This is a genomic window from Paraburkholderia sp. MPAMCS5, from assembly GCF_036016995.1.
GTDB lineage: Bacteria > Pseudomonadota > Gammaproteobacteria > Burkholderiales > Burkholderiaceae > Paraburkholderia.
This window is the reverse complement of record NZ_JAYXBK010000001.1, coordinates 576988-592890: the sequence shown is the minus strand read 5'-3', so window position 1 is coordinate 592890 and position 15903 is coordinate 576988. Positions and strand designations below refer to the sequence as shown.

The 15903-nt window shown below is 61.6% G+C and carries 17 protein-coding genes; 12 read left to right on the top strand and 5 right to left on the bottom strand.

Annotated elements, in window-relative coordinates; all coding sequences use genetic code 11:
* Positions 1-22 precede the first annotated feature (22 nt).
* Positions 23-382 carry a protocatechuate 3,4-dioxygenase gene (locus tag VOM14_RS02775; protein ID WP_327627127.1) on the bottom strand — a complete coding sequence of 120 codons (360 nt, stop codon included), beginning with the start codon at positions 380-382 and terminating at the stop codon, positions 23-25.
* Positions 379-1224 (bottom strand): gallate dioxygenase, encoded by an 846-nt coding sequence (locus tag VOM14_RS02770; RefSeq protein WP_327627126.1) that lies wholly within the window; start codon positions 1222-1224, stop codon positions 379-381. The genes VOM14_RS02775 and VOM14_RS02770 overlap by 4 nt, the downstream gene beginning before the upstream one ends.
* 402 nt (positions 1225-1626) lie before the next feature.
* Here VOM14_RS02770 and VOM14_RS02765 point away from each other — a divergent pair, with 402 nt between their 5' ends.
* Positions 1627-2328 carry a GntR family transcriptional regulator gene (locus VOM14_RS02765; RefSeq protein WP_327627125.1) on the top strand — a complete coding sequence of 234 codons (702 nt, stop codon included), beginning with the start codon at positions 1627-1629 and terminating at the stop codon, positions 2326-2328.
* Entirely contained in the window at positions 2325-3647 is a 1323-nt protein-coding gene (locus tag VOM14_RS02760) for a LysR family transcriptional regulator (protein ID WP_327627124.1), read from the top strand. The genes VOM14_RS02765 and VOM14_RS02760 overlap by 4 nt, the downstream gene beginning before the upstream one ends.
* 143 nt (positions 3648-3790) lie before the next feature.
* Here VOM14_RS02760 and VOM14_RS02755 read toward each other — a convergent pair whose 3' ends face one another.
* Positions 3791-4897 (bottom strand): 4-oxalomesaconate tautomerase, encoded by a 1107-nt coding sequence (locus VOM14_RS02755; protein WP_327627123.1) that lies wholly within the window; start codon positions 4895-4897, stop codon positions 3791-3793.
* Between the two features lie 396 nt (positions 4898-5293).
* Here VOM14_RS02755 and VOM14_RS02750 point away from each other — a divergent pair, with 396 nt between their 5' ends.
* Positions 5294-5584: a hypothetical protein gene (locus tag VOM14_RS02750; RefSeq protein ID WP_327627122.1), complete on the top strand. Its 291-nt coding sequence runs from the start codon at positions 5294-5296 to the stop codon at positions 5582-5584.
* Positions 5585-5645: 61 nt separating this feature from the next.
* A complete protein-coding gene (locus VOM14_RS02745) occupies positions 5646-5789 on the top strand; it encodes a hypothetical protein (protein WP_327627121.1) in 144 nt (47 codons plus the stop codon).
* Positions 5790-5944: 155 nt separating this feature from the next.
* Here the strand turns inward: VOM14_RS02745 and VOM14_RS02740 are convergent, their stop codons facing one another.
* Positions 5945-6085 carry a hypothetical protein gene (locus VOM14_RS02740; RefSeq protein ID WP_327627120.1) on the bottom strand — a complete coding sequence of 47 codons (141 nt, stop codon included), beginning with the start codon at positions 6083-6085 and terminating at the stop codon, positions 5945-5947.
* A 342-nt stretch (positions 6086-6427) separates the two neighbouring features.
* Here VOM14_RS02740 and VOM14_RS02735 point away from each other — a divergent pair, with 342 nt between their 5' ends.
* Genes VOM14_RS02735 through VOM14_RS02715 form a run of 5 tightly spaced genes read left to right on the top strand, consistent with a single transcriptional unit; the run spans position 6428 to position 9080 of the window.
* A complete protein-coding gene (locus VOM14_RS02735; protein ID WP_327627119.1) occupies positions 6428-6763 on the top strand; it encodes an ArsR/SmtB family transcription factor in 336 nt (111 codons plus the stop codon).
* Positions 6760-7287 carry an SRPBCC family protein gene (locus tag VOM14_RS02730; RefSeq protein WP_327627118.1) on the top strand — a complete coding sequence of 176 codons (528 nt, stop codon included), beginning with the start codon at positions 6760-6762 and terminating at the stop codon, positions 7285-7287. The genes VOM14_RS02735 and VOM14_RS02730 overlap by 4 nt, the downstream gene beginning before the upstream one ends.
* A gap of 33 nt (positions 7288-7320) precedes the next feature.
* A complete protein-coding gene (locus VOM14_RS02725) occupies positions 7321-7737 on the top strand; it encodes a DUF1801 domain-containing protein (RefSeq protein ID WP_327627117.1) in 417 nt (138 codons plus the stop codon).
* A 22-nt stretch (positions 7738-7759) separates the two neighbouring features.
* Positions 7760-8428 carry an O-methyltransferase gene (locus VOM14_RS02720; RefSeq protein WP_327627116.1) on the top strand — a complete coding sequence of 223 codons (669 nt, stop codon included), beginning with the start codon at positions 7760-7762 and terminating at the stop codon, positions 8426-8428.
* Positions 8429-8480: 52 nt separating this feature from the next.
* Positions 8481-9080: a molybdopterin-dependent oxidoreductase gene (locus VOM14_RS02715; protein ID WP_327627115.1), complete on the top strand. Its 600-nt coding sequence runs from the start codon at positions 8481-8483 to the stop codon at positions 9078-9080.
* On the opposite strand, the gene VOM14_RS02710 is transcribed toward VOM14_RS02715, so the two are convergent.
* Positions 9081-11231 carry a tetratricopeptide repeat protein gene (locus VOM14_RS02710; RefSeq protein WP_327627114.1) on the bottom strand — a complete coding sequence of 717 codons (2151 nt, stop codon included), beginning with the start codon at positions 11229-11231 and terminating at the stop codon, positions 9081-9083.
* 225 nt (positions 11232-11456) lie between these two features.
* Between VOM14_RS02710 and VOM14_RS02705 the strand changes: the two genes are divergently transcribed.
* The 3 genes from VOM14_RS02705 (at position 11457) to VOM14_RS02695 (ending at position 15884) form a co-directional block, all read left to right on the top strand.
* The gene (locus tag VOM14_RS02705; protein ID WP_327627113.1) at positions 11457-11858 is read left to right on the top strand and encodes a DUF2946 domain-containing protein; all 402 of its coding nucleotides are present in this window, start codon (positions 11457-11459) and stop codon (positions 11856-11858) included.
* Positions 11859-11949: 91 nt separating this feature from the next.
* Positions 11950-14331, top strand: a complete 2382-nt coding sequence (locus VOM14_RS02700) for a TonB-dependent receptor (RefSeq protein ID WP_327627112.1) — start codon at positions 11950-11952, stop codon at positions 14329-14331.
* A gap of 56 nt (positions 14332-14387) precedes the next feature.
* Positions 14388-15884 carry a PepSY-associated TM helix domain-containing protein gene (locus VOM14_RS02695; protein WP_327627111.1) on the top strand — a complete coding sequence of 499 codons (1497 nt, stop codon included), beginning with the start codon at positions 14388-14390 and terminating at the stop codon, positions 15882-15884.
* Positions 15885-15903: the final 19 nt, after the last annotated feature.

Here is a 15903-nt window from a genome sequence, read left to right as displayed (position 1 = left end):
CGGCGGCGCTGGGCTTTTCGCCCTACACTGCTTCCGGCACCTGGCGCGTCTTCAGAAACGCTTCGAGGGTCTCGCCCCGCATGCTTGCGTACATGCCCAGATTCGTGATCTTCACCACGCGCGCGAATTTTTCGAGCACGAAGAAGCACACGCCGTAGCGAATCAGTCCGATCCAGTCGGCGTTGTCCACCAGCGTGCGCTCTTCCTGCGTGAGCTTCGCCGCGTCGTAAGCGGCCTCGCGATTTTCGAGCCACAGCGCGCGAGCCGTCGCTTCGCGCATCTGCCAGAAGAAACGGTTCAGACGCATCGCCTTCATGCTCTCGCGAATGTCGAACGGATAGGTGCCCGTGAGTTCTTCGACGCCGATCAGTTGCGGATTCATTGCGCCACCTCGTCTTCGTAAATCGTCACGGCCATCGCCGTGCTGGTCGCGAGGTAATAGTTGCGATGCAGTTCGCGAACCTTCGGGCCGAGCGCGCCGCGCATGGCGAGCCACATGATCGTTTCGACGCTTTCCGCGCCGCCGAGGCGCACATAGTCCACATGCTTCATCGCGGCAAGACGCTGCGGGTCATGAACGATCAGGTCGAGAAACTCCATGTCCCACTCGGTGTTATTGAAGCCGCTGCGCTCGCCGTGCACCTGATGCGACAGACCGCCCGTGCCGACCACCACCACGTCGAGATCCTCCTCGTACGATTCGATCGCGCGACGCAGCGCCTGACCCAGGCGATAGCAACGATTCGCGGTGGGCAGCGGATACTGCAACACGTTGACCTCGACCGGCACGAGCGCGAGCGGCCAGCCGCCCGCGTGCGGCAACATCAGCGAAAGCGGTGAATTGCAGCCGTGATCGAGCGGACGGTCCTGGAAGATCGTGAGGTCGAACTCGTCGGCGACGAGTTGCTCGGCGATGTGAATGGCCAGATCGGGATGGCCCGCGATATCCGGAAGCGGACGCTTGCCCGCGCCCTCGTCGGCGAATTCATGATTGGCCGACACGCCCAACGCGAAGGTCGGATAGCAGTCGAAGAAGAAGCTGTTCGCATGGTCGTTGTAGAACATCACCATCGCGTCCGGCTTGCGCTCGGCAAGCCAGCTCGCCACCGGCTCGTAGCCTTTGAAGAGCGGCGCCCATGCGGGATCGTTCTGCTTACCCTTGTCGTACGCCATGCCGATAGTCGGCACATGCGACGTGCCGATGCCGCCAATGATCCTTGCCATTTCGTGTGTCTTCCGTGACTTCGTGCTGCGCGATTAGCGCGCGCCAATTGGATAGGTTGCGGCTTTCGGTGAAAATTACCCGCGCAACCATCTTGGGATACAAAGATAGGAATTCTGGGGCTTTTAGGAAAGTACGGGTAAACCTCGTCCAGACGAACAATCAGGCCATCAATACCGCTACCGACGGGCTTTCCACATCTTACGCACGGGCTGGAAGCCGCCTCCACGCTGGGCTGGCTTGGTATCCCGAACCGGCAAGAGGCCCCTTCACGGCTGGATTTTTTCAAGCACTTTCAATAAACAGAATAGATGCCCACGAAACCAACTCGCAAGCCGCTCGCGAAGCGTGGTGCGCCGCGGTTTGCATGGCTATACTGGACGACGTCCAACGAGTAGATAACGATGAACGAAACCACCCAGCAGGCTATTGTTCAGACCTTACGCGAGAAAATCCTGGCGGGCGAATTGTCGCCCGGACAGCGGCTCGTCGAAGCGCAGCTCGCGCAGTGGCTCGGCATCTCGCGCACGCCGCTGCGCTACGCATTGAGCGTACTGTCTTCCGAAGGACTGCTCGATCGCTCCGGCGCGCGCGGCTACGTGGTGCGCCGCTTCAGCGTGCGCGACGTGCTGAACGCCATCGACGTGCGCGGCGTGCTCGAAGGCCTCGCCGCACGCTCGGTTGCCGAGAGCGGCGTGGGCGCCGCGCTGGCCGCCGCGCTCGAAGACTGCCTTCGCGAAGGCGACGACATCTTCCGCAACGGCCAGTTGAAAACCGGCGACGACGTGCGCTATGCCGAGATGAACGGGCGCTTTCACTCGCTCATCATCGAGGCGGCGCAGAACACGGCGGTGAGCGCCGCGTTGGCGCTGAACGACAAGATCCCGTTTGTCTCGCCCTTCACGATCGCATTCGACGAAGCCGCGCGCGAGCGCCAGTTCATGATGCTCGGATACGCGCACCGGCAGCATCACGCGATTGCCGACGCATTGAAGAAAGGCGAAAGCGCGCGCGTCGAAGCCTTGATGAAAGAACACACGCATATCTCGAAGGAAAGCCTGAATCTGTCACTGCCCTCCTTGCATCTGATCGCGGGCGCGGCATGACACGCAACGCATCGCTCGCTTCCGTCGGCCATGACGCAATTGAGCAAGCGCCCGCGAAGGCCACGACGCCCGCGAGCGCCAAGGACCTGCTCAATCTCGCGCAATTGCGCGCATTCCGTCTGGTCGCCGACCGAGGCAGTGCAACGCGCGCCGCCGCCGCGCTGTTTCGTGCGCAATCGGCGGTCACGCGGTCCGTGCAGGAACTGGAGTCGGCGCTGGGCGAAGCGCTATTCGATCGCGGCCCCTCGGGCATGCTGCCCACGCCTGTCGGCCGCGCAGTGCTGCTTCGTTGCGAGCGGATTTTCGCGGAGCTGGAAGAACTCGCGCAATGGTGCCTCGCGCGGCAGGCGCGCCGCCGCCCAGCCGCCGAAGGCGCATTGCCAGCGTATCTGCTCAACACGCGGCGGCTGCAACTCTTCGTCGCGCTCGCTCGGCACCGCCATATGCCGAGCGCGGCGAAGACCTTCGGCATCAGTCAGCCCGCCGTGAGCACCGCGGTTCGCGTGCTCGAAAGCGGCTCGGGTTTGAGCCTTTTTCACCGCAGCCCGCGCGGCATTCTGCTCACCGCCGAAGGCGAAACGTTCCTGCTTCATGTGCGCCGCGCATTGAACGAATTGCGCCACGTACCCGACGATATCGCCGCATTGCGCGGCAACATTCAAGGCGCGGTGACGGTCGGCGCACTGCCGCTCGGGCGCACGCTGATCTTGCCGAAAGCCATCGCCAGGATGAGCGCGGAAAATCCGGGCGTGCGCGTGGTCACCGACGAAAGCGCCTATGAAGCACTCGTTGCAGCGTTGCGCGCGGGCGACATCGACTTTATTCTCGGCGCGCTGCGCGAGAACGACGCGACGAGCGGCCTGAAAAACGAGCGCCTGATGACCGAAGACATGGTGCTGATCGTGCGGCGCGATCATCCGCTCACGCGCGCAAGCGAGCCGGGCATCGGGGATCTGCGGGACGTGCAGTGGATTTTGCCGCGCAGCCACGCACCGGCGCGCGCGCTATTCGAAGCGCAGTTCAAGCGAATGAAAATCAAAGCGCCGCTGCCCACTGTCGAGACCGCCGACCTGGCGGTCATTCGCGGCCTGCTGCTCGGCACGGACATGGTGGCCGCGCTCTCGGCGCAGCAGTTGCACTACGAGGTGCAGGCGGGGCAACTCACGGTGCTAAATGTGCCGCTGCACAGCACGCGCCGCGATATTGGCCTGACGATGCGCGCGGCGGGCACGCCGTCACCCGCGGCCCGCGCGCTGATCGATGCGATTCGCCTCTCGGTAGCGGACGTGATGCGCACGTTGAGCGTCGCGATGGCCTAGATTGACACGATAGTGAAGTCAAGATCGCGCCCCGATCCCGCAGGCACGCTTTCGAAGGGCATATCACCCGCCGCGCTGCTGACAGTGACACATTCATTGCGGTCTCCGCTCAGCGTCACCGCGAATTAAATTCAGCGCGGCATTCAGCCCTGCCGTTGCCACACCGAAGCAGGAATGCCCACCACGCCGTCGAAGAGCCAGCGTGCCGTGCGCAGCAACGCCGCGCTCAACACGTCGGGACGCTCGCGCTCGCCGCCTAGCGTCAACTCGACCGTGAACTCGCCGGTCGGGTGTTCGACCGACACGCATTTGCGCGAGCCGTCCGGATCGACGTTGGCGAGGCCGTCGCACACGGTGCCCGGCAACACCGCCGCCGTCGCGACGCTCACCGCGCCGAGCACGCCGATCGACGCATGACAGCGATGCGGAATAAAACTGCGCGTGGAAATCGTGCCGCCATTGCGCGGCTCCGCGACGAGACACATCTTCGGCACAGTGCGCGCGCTGACGTCGCCGAGGTTCATCATCGGGCCCACGGCAAGGCGGATTTTCTCGATGCGCGCCTTCAGTTCGTGATCCGCGTCGAGTTGCTCGCGCGTTTCGTAGCCGGTGCGTTGCAGGTCGCGTGCGCGCATCAACACGAGCGGCATGCCGTTGTCGATGCACGTCACTTCCACGCCCTCCACCGTATCCTTTAGCTGCCCCGTCGGCAGCAGCGCGCCGCAAGTCGAGCCCGCCGTGTCCCTGAACTCCAGCGGAATCGGCGCGGCGCCGCCCGGCACGCCGTCGATGCGCGCTTCGCCTTCATAGGTCACGCGTCGGCCCGGCGTGCTCACCGTGGCCACCGCGATTTGTCCGGTGTTCAGCATGTGAATGGCCACGCGCGTGCTGCCCTCATCGGCTTCGACGAGCCCTCGCTCGATCGCATACGGTCCCACGCCCGCGAGAATATTGCCGCAATTCTGACCGAAATCGACGCGCGCCTCGTTCACCACGACTTGAGCGAACAGGTAATCGATGTCGGCGTCCGCGCGCGAGGAGCGCGAGATGATCGCGACTTTGCTCGTCAGCGGATCGGCGCCGCCCATGCCGTCGATCTGCCTCGGGTCGGGCGAGCCCATCACGGCGAGCAACACGCGGTCTCGTTCGGCGGGATCGGCCGGCAAGTCCGACGCCATGAAAAAAGCGCCTTTCGACGTGCCGCCGCGAATCATCATGCAGGGAATGCGGGTTTGTATGCGACTGGACATCGCGGGTCTCCATTCGGGATCTCTGGCCGGCGCGATGAGTGGCGGGCCGATATGTGATTGTGTGATTGCGGGCCTATGTGCGGTTGTCATTGTAGATTTCGAGCGCCGCGACCTCGCACCTAAAGCGGCCTCCAAAAGCATCTAAAATGTTTATCGGCAATGCTTACCGAAGCTCTGTTGCATTGCACACCAAGCCTTTGAACGGCTTGAACGCGGCGCGCTTCCTTTGATTCGCAATGCGTTCCCCGCATGGGCATACGGCATGCTTTAATCAGAAGAAATGCAGGTGTCCCGGATACTCGCGGATTGGCTTCAAAACTGCCCTCTATTCGACCAATTGAATCGAGTGCGGCCTGGGCACACTGACGTTGTGCCAATCGCGCTCTGGAGCTTCAAATGTCGGTAAGTCATCGTAAGAATCGCAGCTTCGAAAAGGCTTCGCAGGAGCCGGCGGCGTCCGAGTGGAGCAATCCGGCGCCCGGCACCGATCCGCAGCTGTTGCGCGGCTTACACATCGCTTCGCAAAATGTGTTGCGACTGGCAACGCAGACGTACAATGCAGCCGCATGCGGTGACGCGGCAGCAGCCCAAGCAGCGCGGGCGTCGTTAGAAGAACAGTTGGGACTGAGCACGCGGCTGATCGACGAGATTCTTTCCGGCGGCGCGAATCAACCCACGATGCATTGACCGGCCGCCAAGACCAAACGGCCAAAAGAACAACCGCAGTTTTCAATGTTTGAGAAATAAAATGAGCGCTTTGACGGTAATTCTCTGCATCTGGGCAACGGTCGCAATTGGCGCCGTTCTGTTCATCCGCGGCGCGACTGCACGCGTCGAGCGTCCCAAGAAGTCGAAGCAAGGCCGTCAGGCGCGCTTCTGGATCGCGGAATAAAGGCACCCGCCCTTTCGCGATTCCGGAACCGGCGCCAGCCAACGCGCCGTTCCGCCAGAGCTGCGCAAATGCAAGCGCGACCGCGCCTCGGGTCGAGGCTTTGCGCATCGAAATCCCTTGCGTAAAGCCTCAAACGGCTTAACCGTCCATACAGTTCAAAACGACGCGCCGTCAGCCATCTGACGACCCGCGCTGGTCTCTATCAACCGGCTATCGAATACGACTGCGATCGAGCAGAGCGTCGCCACGCCGCTCGAAATGTCAACCAGGGTTCTGCCGAGCGGATCGACGATCATCTCCGTTGCGCTCAGCGCTTTTGGGGCGGCGAGTTCGATGCCGTCGCTCTACACCACGAACATTCCGGCTGCGTCCAGTCACGGCCGTCGCGACCCACGCCATCCGTTCGATGCGGCGCGATTAGCAGCGCCGCGTCCAACCATGCTTTCATGCGCACAATTTCGACCGGATAGCTATCCGCATCAATCAGGATGCCGACACGAACGGCCCAAAGTGCATCGAAAGCGGCAAAGCGATCGCCGCTGCTAATCCGCCGATGCGCGAATGCGTGCTGCATCCTGTGGCAAACACCCCATCGACCCAACTTGACACATATATACCCGATGAAGTATATACACGTCATGGAGTCATCTTTCGCCATCATCGCCGAGCCGAGCCGCCGCGCCATCCTCAGTCTGCTTGCATTGTCCGAGCAGTCCGTGGGCGATATCGAGGCGCAGCTCAAGCTTTCGCAACCTTCGGTTTCCAAGCATCTACGGGTGCTTCGCGAAGCCGGTTTCGTGGAGTCGCGCGTCGACGCACAGCGGCGTCTCTACCGTATCAAACCGGAGCCGCTCATGGAGATCGACGCGTGGCTCGCTCCGTTCCGCCAGTTCTGGTCGGTTCACCTCGACGCTCTCGAGCGTCATCTCGACCAGACAAACCCCGCACCGCGCCGTAAGGAGAAGAAACGATGAACAGTCGCGACTCATACAAACCCGGCCCCGCTACCGGCGCCGAGATTCGCAAGGAGGGAGACAAGTGGACACTCGTGCTCGTGCGCGAGTTGCGCCATTCGCCGGAGAAAGTGTGGCAAGCGCTCACCGATCCGGTCAGTCTGCGCGAATGGGCGCCTTTCGACGCGGACCACAGCCTCGCTTCGGTCGGCCCCGTCAGGCTCTCGACCGTCGGCATGCCCACGCCGCAAGTCTCCGACACTCACGTGACGCGCGCCGATGCGCCGAACGTGCTGGAATATCGCTGGGGCGACAATGATCTTCGCTGGCAACTCGAAGCGCTCGGCAACGGCACGCGCCTCACGCTGTGGCACAACATCGAGCGCAACTTCATTTCGATGGGCGCGGCCGGCTGGCACATCTGCCTCGATGTACTCGATCACTTCGTTGCGAATGATCCGCTCGGGCGTATCGTCGCCGGCGACGCAATGAAGTTCGACTGGCCACGCCTGAACACCGAATACGCGAAGCAATTCGGGCTCTGAATGCGGCAAGCGCAGCAAGCTCAGGAGAACAAAGTGAACAAGCCGGCTTCAACTGAAACGCTATCGGCCTCCGGGTTGATCGATCAACGGATCGCCGATCTCGGCGACTGGCGCGGCGATACCTTGAGTGCAATCCGCAAGCTCATCAAGGAAGCCGACCCGGACGTCGTGGAAGAATGGAAGTGGATGGGCACGCCCGTTTGGTCGCACGACGGAATCATCTGCACGGGCGAGTCTTACAAGTCGGTCGTCAAGCTGACTTTCACGAAAGGCGCGTCATTGAACGATCCGGCGAAGCTTTTCAACTCGAGTCTCGACGGCAATGTCAGGCGAGCCATCGACATTCACGAAGGAGAAGCGCTCGACGCGAAAGCATTTAAAGCGCTTATACATGCCGCCATCGAATTGAACGTATCCGGCAAAAAGTCCAAACCGAAACGGGCGAAGTAACCTGCCGCATTCAGGAGAAACAATGGATCAGGTTCAATGGAATGTCATCGACGAGTATCTGGCCCGCAGTCTTCTACCCGCCGACGCCACGCTCGACGCCGCATTGCGCGCGAGCGCAGAAGCAGGCCTGCCGAACATCAACGTCGCGCCCAATCAGGGCAAGCTGCTGCATCTGCTCGCGAAACTGCGCGGCGCGCGGCGCATTCTCGAAGTCGGCACGTTGGGCGGCTACAGCACGATCTGGCTCGCGAGAGCACTGCCGACGAACGGCCAGCTCATTTCTCTTGAAGCAAACAAGGAATACGCGCAGGTGGCGCGAGCGAATCTGGATCGCGCGGGCGTATCGGGCGTTGCATCGATCATGGTAGGCGCCGCCGCGCACACGCTGGAAAAGTTCGTCGCCGATAACGTCGAACCGTTCGACATGATCTTTCTCGACGTCGACAAGAAAAGCTATCCCGAGTACCTTCGTCTATCGTTGCAGTTGAGTCGCGTCGGCACGCTGATCGTAGGCGATAATGTCATTCGCCGTGGCCGCATTGCGGATCTCGCGAGCACGGACCCCGACGTGGCCGGTCTGCATGAATTCTTCAGGCTGCTCGGCACGAATCCGCGACTCGACTCCACGGCGGTTCAAACCGTCGGCACAAAAGGATGGGATGGCTTTTCAATGTCGATTGTGACGAGCTAGCGCGGAATTCGTGGGCATTGTCATTCTTGATTGACCGGCCGGAGAAGATCACATGAACAAACGTCAATTCCTTTCCGGCGCGGCGCTGCTCGGGGCGAGCATGAGTCCCGCATTCGCCGCGAAGCCTCAACGCAATGTGAGCACGCACGCGTCGCCAGTCGTACTGACCGTGAGCGGCGCGATCAAGCGTCACAACCGCGGCGCGCTCGATCCCGCATTCGACCAGTTACTCGCCAAACATCAGGTGAAGTTCACAGAGGCATTCGGTGTGGATCTTTCGTCGATCACGAGCCTGCCCTCGGTCACGATCAGGCCCACTGTCGAATACGATTCGCGGCAGCATGCATTGAGCGGCCCGCTTCTCACCGACCTGCTCGAACACGTCGGCGCGCCAGGCGCGGGCAGCACGCAAATCGTGATGCACGCCGTGGACGGCTACGCGGTCATGACGACACTCGACACGGTGCGCGCGTACCGCTTCATCGTGGCCACGCACATGGATGGAAAGCCGCTGTCGCTCGGCGGTGTCGGGCCGCTTTGGGCCATTTATGACGCGGACAACATTCCCGAGTTGTCGAGCAAGCCGCTCAAGGACCGCTTCGAATTGTCGCCTTGGGGCCTTTATCACATGCAGATAGCCGAAGCGTCGTAACTAGCTCGACGCGCCGAATCGCCCGGCGCATGCCTGCCGCATTCTTTCTACCGTCACGGGCCAGCCCTCGCCTCGCTCGCGGCGAAATAGCCGCAGCGTATGCGGATACCACGGCGAATCGCCGCGCTCGTGCATCCATCGCCAGTCCACATCTTTTTCCGGCAGCATCACCCAGCACGGTTTACCGAGCGACGCGGCGAGATGCGCGGTGGACGTATCCACGCAAATCACCAGATCGAGTTGCGCGATGATCGCGGCGGTGTCGGCGAAGTCGGTTGCCATCGAGCCGAGGTCGAGCAAGGGTTGACCGTCTGGTGGATTGCGCGCTTCGTCTTCGCCCTGTCCTTTTTGCAGACTCACGAAGCTCAGGCCTTTCACGCTCCACAGCGGCGCGAGCGTGGCAAGCGAGGGAATCGAGCGGTTCGCATCGTTATGATGCTTCGCGTTGCCCTTCCACACGAGACCGATCTTGCGGCCAGGCGGCAACGCATCGAGCAAAGGCCGCCATTGTTCGATGAGCGAAGGCTCGACATTCAACCGGACTGGTCGAGGAATCGTATCGACCGTCGTGCGCATATGCAGCGGCGCACTCAGCAAGCTCGTCCAGCAATCGAAGGTGGATGCGCGGGCGGCGGCCGCTTCGTGATCGAGCACGACATCGACACCGTCAACGCTCGCCATCAGCCGATGCAGCGCGGGCGCGCACGCAAACGCGATATGCACGGCACCCTGCGCCTTGAGCAAAGCGAAGTAGCGGCTGAATTGCAGCATGTCGCCGAGACCGTCTTCCTGCCAGACGAGCAACGAGCGGCCCGACAGCGCGTCGCCCTGCCATGGCGGACAACTGAGCCGCTCGGCGGTCTGCCGATGCACGAAACCCGTTTGCACATACCGGCATTCATAGCGCCGCCAACCTTCCTCGAAACGGCCCATGCCGAGCAGCAGCACCGCGAGCCCGAAGTGCGCGTCGCTGTAATCGCTGCGCAGTTCAAGCGCGCGACGATAGGCGCGCTCGGCTTCGGGCAAATGCCCGAGTTGCGCCAATGCGGCGCCGAGGTTGTAATGCGCTTCCGCCAGTTCGGGGCAGGTGCCTAGCGCCTCCTGGAAGGCTTCGACGGCCTCCGGCAAACGATCGAGCAAACGCAGTACGCAGCCAAGATTGTTATGCGCGGGCGCGATGCCAGGCCGCGAGCGAATAGCCTCGCGATAAGCCGCGACGGCTTCATCCAGACGTTCGAGTTTGAAGAGCGCAACGCCGAGGTTGTAATGCGCCTCCGCATAGTTCGGGCGAAGCGAGATTGCATTGCGATAAGCCGCCTCGGCTTCGCGCAAACGCTCGAGATCGCTCAGCACCGCGCCGAGATTCACATGAGCTTCTGCGTAATCGGGACGCAGGGTCAATGCAAGACGACACGCAAGCTCGGCTTCGGTCAGACGATGCGCGGCCTTCAGCGCACCCGCCAGGTTGTTCAACGCCTCGGGATATTGCGGCCTGATGGTCAGCGCCTCGCGATAAGCGGCATCGGCTTCCACGACACGCCCCAGATCCATCAGGACGTTACCCAGATTGTTATGCGCCTCTGCATGCGCCGGCAAACGAAGCAGCGTCTCGCGATAGGCCGTTTCGGCTTCATGCAGGCGTCGCAGATCGTGCAGCACGATGCCGTGGTTGTAGTGCGCCTCCGCATGCTCCGGACGAAGCGCGAGCGCCGCACGATACGATGCCTCGGCGTCCTCGCGATAGCCCTGCGCGTAGAGCACGGCGCCGAGTTGATTGTGCGCGTCGGCATGATCGGGGCGCAGCGCGATCAATTGCCGGTACATGGCTTTGGCGGCCGACAGGCGTCCGCACGATCTCAGCAGCGCGCCAAGGCTTTCATACACCTGCGCGTAAGCGGGCTTCGCGTGCAGGCATCGGCGCCAGTAGCGTTCGGCGTCTTCCGCTTTGCCGAGGCGGCACGATGCGGCGCCCGCAATGTTGAGCGCGTCGGCCATGTCCTGAACCGTTGCATCGTCTTCTATCGCGCTTTCAGGCTCGACTATCGGGAGCACCGTCGATAAAGCCCCGGCGAAGTCGTCCGCCGAGTACAGCGCAATCGCCTGCTGGTTGAGTTGTGTGATCGGGGAGACAAGCGTGCGCGTATGAGTCATGAATTGGATAACGATGCAAAGCGGGCGTCCGACTGCGGCGCGCCCATGTCGCTCGAAGAACAACCTTGAAGAGCAACATGTACCACGCAGATTAAGCGATCCGGCGCGAATGTAACGGCGGGAAATGAGGGGATTTCCACGGCCAATCCGCCGGTATAACCGGGATCAGTCGAAAAAAAGCACTCTACGGTGCTAGAATCGCCCGCGTTTCCCCTGTTCATCGCCATGACTCCACGTTTGCGCAACCGACTGACTGCCTGGCTTGGCCTCATCGCCATGTGGCTCGTCGTGTTCGCGCCAATCGTGAGTCAAACGCTGGCGTCGAGCCGCGCGCACGAGCCGATTGCCGCATTGTGTTCGGCACTGCAAAACCCGGCGCCCAGTGCAGCGGACCACGCCGGCACCGCCGACACGACGGCGATTCATCTCAGCCACGACGACGCATTCGGCGCTTGCGGCTACTGTCATCTGTTGCAGCATCACGTGGCGATGCCAGCGGTGGCCGCAACCGAACCGCCGGTTATGGTGTTGATCGCCGGTACCGCACCGCCCACTCTCTCCACCCGCTTCACGCCACTCGGCGCGTTCCCTTCGGGACGCCCTAGAGCACCGCCTGCCGTTTCCTGATCGCCGTTGTTCCTGATCGCGTAGTCGTCGCGTTCGTCGCATCCGACGACGACGCGCGCGATCGTCCGTTCACTGCATCAAGGAAACTGTCATGTTCATCTTCGCATTGCGAAGGCTGCCCGTTCGCGCGCATCGGGGCCTCGCGTTCTTGCGCCTGCGGCAAAGTTCTTTTTCAGCGTATTTGCCCGCCGCCTTCCCCGCTGCCGCGATCGCGTTCGCCGCGTCGCCAGTTCATGCCGACACGGTCGGCGCCGATACCTCGCTGCCGGCCGTCAACGTTAGCGCAACGGCCACGGCCAATCCGACTGCCGCGACGCGCGCCGTCGATCCGAATCTGCCCGCCTCGGTCGAAACGGTCACGCGCGATCAATTCGCCAACTGGAATGTCGTCAATACCGAAGACGTGTTGAAGTACATGCCGAACCTCGCGGTCCGCAAGCGTTTTATCGGCGACCTGAATTCGATCATCGCCGTGCGCGGCACCAGCAACACGCAGAGCGCGCGCGGTCTAGTCTATGCAGACGGCCTGCTGCTCAGCAATCTGCTCGGCAACAGCTATTCTTTTCCGCCGCGCTGGTCGATGGTCTTTCCCGACGAAATCCAGCAAGTCGATGTGATTTATGGCCCGTATTCCGCTCTCTATCCGGGCAATTCGCTCGGCGCGACGGTATTGATCAGCACGCGCATGCCGAAGAAATTCGAAGCGGAAGCCGACGTGAAGGCATTTACGCAGCACTTCAGTCTCTATGGCGTGAACCAGAATTTCAACGGCAGCCAGGCGAGTGCTTCCATCGGCGACCGGATCGGCAAGTTCTCGTACCTGCTCGGCGTGAATCATCTTGAGAACACGAGTCAGCCGCTGCAATTCGCCACGCTCGCGAAATCGGGCACGCCAGCCCGAGCCGGCGACACGCCTGTGACCGGCGCGTACTTCTACAACAATCAGACGAACACGCCGACGGCGGTACTCGGCGTGAATGGCGAAGGCATCGAACACACCGTGCAGGATCAGTTCAAGCTGAAGATGCAGTACGACTTCACGCCGACGCTGCAAGGCGGCTTCACTCTCGGCTATTGGCATCAAACTTATAACAGCGAGACGTCGAGTTTCCTGCGCGATGCAAACGACAACCCCGTCTACAGCGGCAAAGTGGCAATCGACGGCTATGAGTACGCGATTCCAGCCGCCGCGCTCGCGCCGAGCCTCGGGCACAGTGAGAACTGGCTGTACGGCGTGTCGTTGAAAACGCGCAATGCAAGCGGCTGGAATGGCGAGGCGATCGCGTCGTATTACGACATCGGCAATAGCGTGGCACGCCTCGCGAATTCCGGCGCGCCCGGCAATGGCGCGGGCACGGTCACATTCGGCGACGGCACCGGATGGAAGACGCTCGACTTGCGAACAACTTACACACCCGCGTCCGCGCAGGCAGGTCTCGCGAATCACGCGCTGAGTTTCGGCTATCACTACGACAACTACTTTCTCGACAACGAGACCTACTCCACGCTCAACTGGCGCGACGGCGCGGTCACTTCGTTCGCCAATGCATTCGCCGGCAAGACACAAACCCAGGCACTCTATGCGCAAGATGCGTGGCGCTTTTTGCCGCGCTGGAAGCTCGTGTACGGCGTGCGTTATGAAGACTGGCGCGCGTATGACGGATCACAGGCAACGTCCGGAAAAACCATTGCGCTCAGCAACGCGAGCGACCGGCACTTTTCGCCAAAAGCGTCGCTCTCGTTCGACGTCAGCGACGACCTGACATTGCGCGCCTCGATCGGCCGCGCGTATCGTTTTCCGACCGTGGGCGAATTGTTTCAAGGGAAAATCAGCGGCTCGGCGATCGTGAATAACAACCCGAACCTGAAACCCGAAGACGATCTTTCAAAAGAACTGACTGCCGAATGGGCGCACTGGAATGGCATCTTCCGCTTCTCGCTGTTTCAGGACGACGTGAAGAACACGATCTTCAGTCAGACCGACACAACCGTCATTCCTAACGTGACGAACTTCCAGAACATCGGCAAGGTGCGCTCACGCGGTGTTGAAACCAGCTACTCGGGCGAAAACGTCTTTGTGCGCGGGCTGGATCTGATGGCGAGCGTCGCATATACGCAGTCGAAGATCATCGCCAATGCGCAGAACCCGGCGAGCGTCGGCAAATACTTTTATCGCATTCCATTGTGGCGCGCGAACATTGCGGCAACTTATCGTTTCGACGAGCGTTCCGCACTCACACTCGCCGCGCGCTACTCGGGACGCCAATACAACACGCTCACAAATGCCGATACGAATCCAGATGTATTCGGCGGTACGAGTTCATACACGGTGGCGGACGCGAAGTTCACTTTCAAGCCTACCAGGCTGAGTGAAATCGGCATTGGCGTAGACAACATTTTCGACGCGCGCTACTTCGTCTATCACCCGTATCCGGGCCGCACGTTTTATGTGGAAGCGAAGCTGCGCATGTAACGCGCCCTTCCAGAACTTACGCGCTTAGGCCCGATCATTAGCTTCAAAAGGATTTCATGTCCACCATCGTTCAACCTGAAACCGCTTCCAGCACGGCGAATAACAGTAACGGCTATCGCACTCTATGGCGATGGCACTTTTACGCCGGCCTCTTCGTGATGCCGTTTCTCATCGTGCTCGCCATTACCGGTACGCTGTACTGTTTTCAGCCGCAAATCGAACCGCTGCTTTATCCGAAGCTTCTGGTCGTCGAACAGCACGGCACGCCGCGACTATCGGAAGACCTGCTGCTCGCGCGAGCGCGTGCGGCCATGCCACCCGATGCCGTCGCGGTAACGGCCGCCATCACGAAGTCCCCGCAAAGCAGCGCCGAATTCGTCTTTCGTCTCGCGGATGGCGACAGGCAGAGCGTCTATCTCAATCCCTATAGTGGAGCAGTGCTTGGCACGTTGAGTGTCGATCGTCGCTTCATGCAGGTGGACCGCATGCTTCATCGCAAGCTGTTGCTCGGCAAACCAGGCGAGCTGCTGATGGAGCTTGCCGCGTGTTGGACACTGGTGATGATCGGCACGGGCGTTGCATTGTGGTGGCCGCGCGCGGCAATCACCGTGCGAGATGCACTCGTGCCGCGTTTGACGCTGAAGGGACGGCCGCTCTGGAAGAACATCCACGCGGTCATGGGCATCTGGCTCGCATTGGGCGCGCTTCTTTTCGTGCTGTCGGGTCTTCCGTGGTCGGGCTCGTGGGGCAAGCAGTTCAAGGCGCTCGCCACTGCCGCCAGACTCGGCGCGCCGCCGGGCACGTGGGGCGGCTTGCCGTTGCGCTCCGTACTGCCTCATGCAACAAGCGGCCACGCGAAAGATGCAAACGCCGAAGGCACGACGACCGCCGAACACGAAGGACACGCCGCGCAGATGGACTCGATGCCCGGCATGGTGATGGACGACTTGCCGCTTCCGCAAACGCCTTGGGCGGTCGGCAACGCACGCGTGCCCGCTTCCGCCGATGCAAAAGCAGCCACCGCATTGCCGCTTGGACACATCGTCGCGCAAGCGGCATGGCTCGGTGTGACGAGCGGCTACAACATCGCATTGCCCGCGTCGTCGACGGGCGTGTATACCGTCTCGTACTTTCCAGCCGATCCGAAACTCGAACGCACTATTTACATGGACCAGTACAGTGGCGCGGTGCTGAAAGACATTCGCTATGAGGATTACGGTGCGGTATCGAAGGCGGTGTCGTACGGCACGTCATTGCATATGGGCCGCTATTTCGGCGTCGCCAATCAGATTCTGTGCGCCGCGATTTCGCTCGGTCTCGCGGCGATGGCCGTGACCGGTTGCGTGATGTGGTGGAAGCGCAGGCCGCAACGCTCGCTCGGCGCGCCTTCGCGAGAGAAGGCCGCGCCGCCGATGCGCGGCTGGAAAACCGGTCTCATTCTGCTCGGCACCGTGTTTCCATTGATGGGCGTAACGCTCGTCGCGGTCTGGCTTGCCGACCGCGCGGTCTTCGGCCGTGCTTCGCGGCAGAAGCACGCGGCCCGGCTCGAATAAACCGCGAACAAACCGGAGC